This is a genomic window from Pseudomonas sp. Irchel 3E19 (assembly GCF_900187585.1).
In the GTDB taxonomy this organism is placed as follows: domain Bacteria; phylum Pseudomonadota; class Gammaproteobacteria; order Pseudomonadales; family Pseudomonadaceae; genus Aquipseudomonas; species Aquipseudomonas baetica.
This window is the reverse complement of record NZ_FYDT01000044.1, coordinates 47,452-51,719: the sequence shown is the minus strand read 5'-3', so window position 1 is coordinate 51,719 and position 4,268 is coordinate 47,452. Positions and strand designations below refer to the sequence as shown.

3 protein-coding genes and 1 pseudogene are annotated in these 4,268 nt (G+C 58.3%); 2 read left to right on the top strand and 2 right to left on the bottom strand.

All coding sequences use genetic code 11. From position 1 onward, the window contains the following. Together CKW18_RS30805 and CKW18_RS22715 are read left to right on the top strand one after the other, a co-directional pair. A partial coding sequence (locus CKW18_RS30805; protein WP_218274354.1) for a hypothetical protein occupies positions 1-311 on the top strand: 311 nt, incomplete at its 5' end. Positions 312-858: 547 nt separating this feature from the next. After that, positions 859-1,224 (top strand): DUF6124 family protein, encoded by a 366-nt coding sequence (locus CKW18_RS22715; protein WP_095190847.1) that lies wholly within the window; start codon positions 859-861, stop codon positions 1,222-1,224. Positions 1,225-1,490: 266 nt separating this feature from the next. Here CKW18_RS22715 and CKW18_RS22710 read toward each other — a convergent pair whose 3' ends face one another. Continuing rightward, a complete protein-coding gene (locus CKW18_RS22710) occupies positions 1,491-3,056 on the bottom strand; it encodes a PAS domain-containing methyl-accepting chemotaxis protein (RefSeq protein WP_095190846.1) in 1,566 nt (521 codons plus the stop codon). Positions 3,057-3,158: 102 nt separating this feature from the next. After that, a pseudogene (locus CKW18_RS22705) lies at positions 3,159-3,765 on the bottom strand (type II CAAX prenyl endopeptidase Rce1 family protein). Positions 3,766-4,268 lie beyond the last annotated feature (503 nt).

Genomic DNA, 4,268 nt, shown 5'->3' with positions numbered 1-4,268 from the left:
CCTTCGCTCCGGAATCGATCCGGGCGCAGCGCCTACGGTTTGCTTCGCTGCACCTCCTCTCGCTGTGTTTGGCTGCGCCAAACGGTCGCTGCGCTCCCACCCCCGGATCAATCCCTCCACTCAGCCTTCCGACGTCGCCCATGGATCAAGATCAAGAGCGGCAGCCGAGCTTGCGCTCATCCTTTGAGTGGGGCGGCATGCGCCGCGTGCGGGTGGTACATATCATCCCTGTAGGAGCTGCCGAAGGCTGCGATCTTTTGATCTTGCTGTTTCTTGTTGTGGGAGCGAGCCTGCTCGCGAAGGCGCCCTGACAGCCGACCAATCTCTAACAGAATGCACTCAATCCATTGTGGGAGCTGGCTTGCCAGCGATGGCGGCCTGACAGCCGATCAATCCCATACTGATGCACCCGGTCCAAATGTGGGAGCGAGCTTGCTCGCGAAAGCGGTCTGACAGACACCACCAAAAGAACAGGGCATTTGCGGATTTTTCTGTTAGTAAACGCAATCCTGCAAGCATGTTTAAATCACACAACCCGTTACGCCATCGGGCCTACAACACCTTGCGCCGTTACCTACGCGTACGCCAGAATCCGCCGGCTTACACAACCATGGCGCGGGCTATATCGTTTGCCTGCCACTGCCCATCAGTGGTCGGGTTTAGTAGCCCGTATGGTTTTAGTAAGTGCATAGGTCCCATTAAGTCAGGCGTATTTGCCTGCACTCAATGGTGGCTGTGCTCAGGGCGCTTTCGAGCGCGCCGGTCTTGCTAATTCCTCCGGTCTACTAACCTGCGCACAGCCGCCACCCTTCTTTTAGTAGAGAACGGTCGCGGCCCTTGATCAGGAATTAGATATTTATGTTCAAAGCCACGCCAAACCCTCCGGGCATCGACCCAACCCCTCACGACCCAGCGCTTGAGTCTCAAAAGACAAAAGAAGCGACGGATCGCGCCCTCGACTACTACCTCCGACCCGAAGCCCTGGGTGCTCCGCCAAGCTCGCCCAAGTTTCGCCCCGTCTTTCTCGTCGACCCCACACTGGATGACGAAACCCTGCTCGTCGAAGCCTGCGAGTCGCTGTCTTACGCCCATGCCATGGCCGGTAACATCGCTCACTCAATCGGCGGCCCGGAACGCAAACCACTGCTGGCGCTGCAACAGGTGATCATGCTCAACGAACTGTTGGTCAATCGACTGCTGGATAAGCTGAAGTTGCCTCAGTAATTTCGCTGGCTGTTATGGCCTCATCGCGAGCAGGCTCACTCCTACAAGGGATTGTCGTTGGACACAAATCTGTGATCCCACTACGTTCCAAAGTGGGAGCGAGCCTGCTCGCGAAAGCGCTCTGCCAAGCACTATCACTTTCAGACAAGCAACAAAAAACCCGGAAGCTTTCGCCGTCCGGGCTTTGAAGATCAAAAGATCGCAGCCTGCGGCAGCTCCTACATCGGATCCGTGTAGGAGCTGCCGAAGGCTGCGATCTTTTGCTTTTAGCGGTTAAACCGCTCCACCAACGAGTACTGCGTATTCGCCGTCTTGGTCAGCTCTTCACTCAGCAACGCCGAGTTTTGCGCCTGTTCCGACGTCTGATCCGCCAGTTCCGAAATATTGCTGATGTTGCGGCTGATCTCTTCAGCCACTGCACTTTGCTCTTCGGTCGCGGCGGCGATCTGCGTGGTCATGTCGGTGATGTTGGCCACCGCTTCGCTGATTCCGACCAACGCCTGATCCGCTTCCAGCACTCGTGCCACACCTTCTTCGGCCTGGCGATGCCCGGCTTCCATGGTTTGCACGGCACTCGAAGCCGTCTGCTGCAGCTTGGCGATCAGGGCGTGAATCTGCCCGGTCGATTCGCTGGTGCGTTGCGCCAGTTGGCGAACTTCATCGGCCACTACCGCGAAACCACGGCCCATCTCACCGGCACGTGCGGCTTCGATCGCAGCGTTCAGTGCCAGGAGGTTGGTCTGATCGGCAATGCCTTTGATCACGTCAACCACGCCGCCGATTTCGTCGCTGTCCTTGGCCAGTTGAGTGACGGTCAGGCCGGTTTCACCCACGACGACGGACAGACGCTGAATGGCTTCGCGGGTTTCGCCGGCGATGTCACGACCGCGACCGGTCAGGCGATTGGCTTCCTGAGTCGCGTCGGCGGTGCGCTGCACGTGGCTGGCGACTTCCTGAGTCGTCGCGGCCATCTGGTTGACGGCGGTGGCGACCTGTTCGGTTTCCACCCGCTGACGTTCCAGGCCGGTCGAGCTGCTGTGTGCCAGTCGGTCGGACTGCTTGGCCTGATCGGTCAAGTGTTCGGCAGTGTCCTGCAGACGGGTCAGGCAGGTTTTCAGACGGGCTTCCTGACTGAGGATCGACATTTCCAGACGTGCTTGCGCGCCACGGCTGTCGGTGTACATCTGCGCGATCAGCGGGTCGGACGTGGTCTGTTCGGCCAGACGCAGCAGGCGCTTGAGCCCGCGTTGCTGCCATTGCAGGCCCAGCAGGCCCAGTGGCACCGACAAACCGGCTGCCAGGGCAAAGCCCCACTGCGAGTTCAGGGTCGCGCCGATCACGAAGCTCAACTGGCTGACCAGAATGAACGGCAGCCAGTCTTGCAAAACCGGCAGCCATTTGTCGCTGGAAGGGATTGCCGACTTGCCTTGGTTGATGCGTTGGTAGAGCGCTTCGGCACGGCGGATCTGTTCGGCGGTGGGTTTGATCCGCACCGACTCGTAACCGACCACCTGATTGCCTTCAAACACCGGTGTTACATAGGCGTTAACCCAGTAATGATCACCGGTCTTGCAGCGATTCTTGACAATGCCCATCCATGGCAAGCCTTGTTTCAGTGTGCCCCACATGTGCGAAAACACCGCCGCCGGGACGTCGGGGTGACGGACCAGGTTGTGCGGCGCACGGATCAGTTCCTCACGCGAAAACCCACTGATTTCAACGAAAGCGTCGTTGCAGTAGGTGATCACGCCTTTGGCATCAGTTGTGGAAATCAACCGCTGCTGAGCCGGGAACGTCCGTTCGCGTTGTGTAATGGGCTGGTTATTACGCATGGTTTTTCAATCCGCAAGGCTTTGAAAGGTTGTCGGCGATGTCAGCTTTTTATTGAATTTTTCTTTCGGTAATCAGCACGGCGTCGCAAAACGGGCCTTGCTTCAACCGGCCAGCATTGGATAAGTGAACAGGCCGAAATGCAGCAGGTTCAGCCCGAAGTGTGTGGCGATCGCCGCACCGAGTCCGCCAAAACGGTAGGCCAGACCATAGCCGACCCCCGCCAGCCCTGCCAGCAACACCCAGGTCCAGCCCGCACCCACATGGGCCAGTGCGAACAGCGATGAGGCCAGTAACAGGGCGAGGTTGTCGCCATATGGCAGCGAGGGCAGTGGCGTACACCGTCAAACGCAGTGAACGGCGCATGACAATCCACGGACAGATCAGCAACAGCCAGAAGCCGATCAGCGGTTTGTCTTGATTGAGGTACATCGAGAACGGCACGGCGTTGTCGGTAAAACGTTGCGGATCGATGGCGCGACCGTTGTAGAAAACCGGCAGCCAGTGCAGCGCCAGGGCCAAAGCCAGAACGATGAACAGGCCGTGACCGAGATAGCGCGCAAACGGAACGTGTTGCTGGCGTACGGCGAATCCGGCGATCAATAGCAGCCCGCCGGAAGTCAGTGCGAGCCAGCCGAGTTGGCCGTAGCTCAGCGCCAATCCGTAACCGAGGGTGAGAAGTGCCAGATAGAGCCATGGCAAAGCCTTCATCGAAAATCTTTGTGCAAATTTTGTGGAAGGGCTTTCTACACGGCTGGGGGCTTGGGGACAAGTTAAGGTGAGGTGAGAATCCGGGACAACACTGAAACCTGTGACCCAACACAAACCCCAATGTGGGAGCGGGCTTGCTCGCGAAGGCGGTGGGTCAGGCAATGAATGTGTCGACTGATACACCGCTTTCGCGAGCAAGCCCGCTCCCACAGTGGATTTGTCTTCCACCGGGGGGCAGAGGGTTCAGACAGGTGAAAGTGTGGCGAGAATCCGGGACAACACTGAAACCTGTGACCCAACACAAACCCCAATGTGGGAGCGGGCTTGCTCGCGAAGTCGGTGGATCAGGCAATGAAAGTGTCGACTGATACAACGTTTTCGCGAGCAAGCCCGCTCCCACAGTGGATTTGTCTTCCACCGGGGGGCAGAGGGTTCAGACAGGTGAAAGTGTGGCGAGAATCCGGGACAACACTGAAACCTGTGACCCAACACAAACCCCAATG

What these genes read in the sequence shown, in the direction of transcription:
- CKW18_RS22715 (WP_095190847.1), top strand. Translation starts at nt 859, where the DNA reads ATGTTCAAAGCCACGCCAAACCCTCCGGGCATCGACCCAACCCCTCAC.
- CKW18_RS22710 (WP_095190846.1), bottom strand. Translation starts at nt 3,056, where the DNA reads ATGCGTAATAACCAGCCCATTACACAACGCGAACGGACGTTCCCGGCT.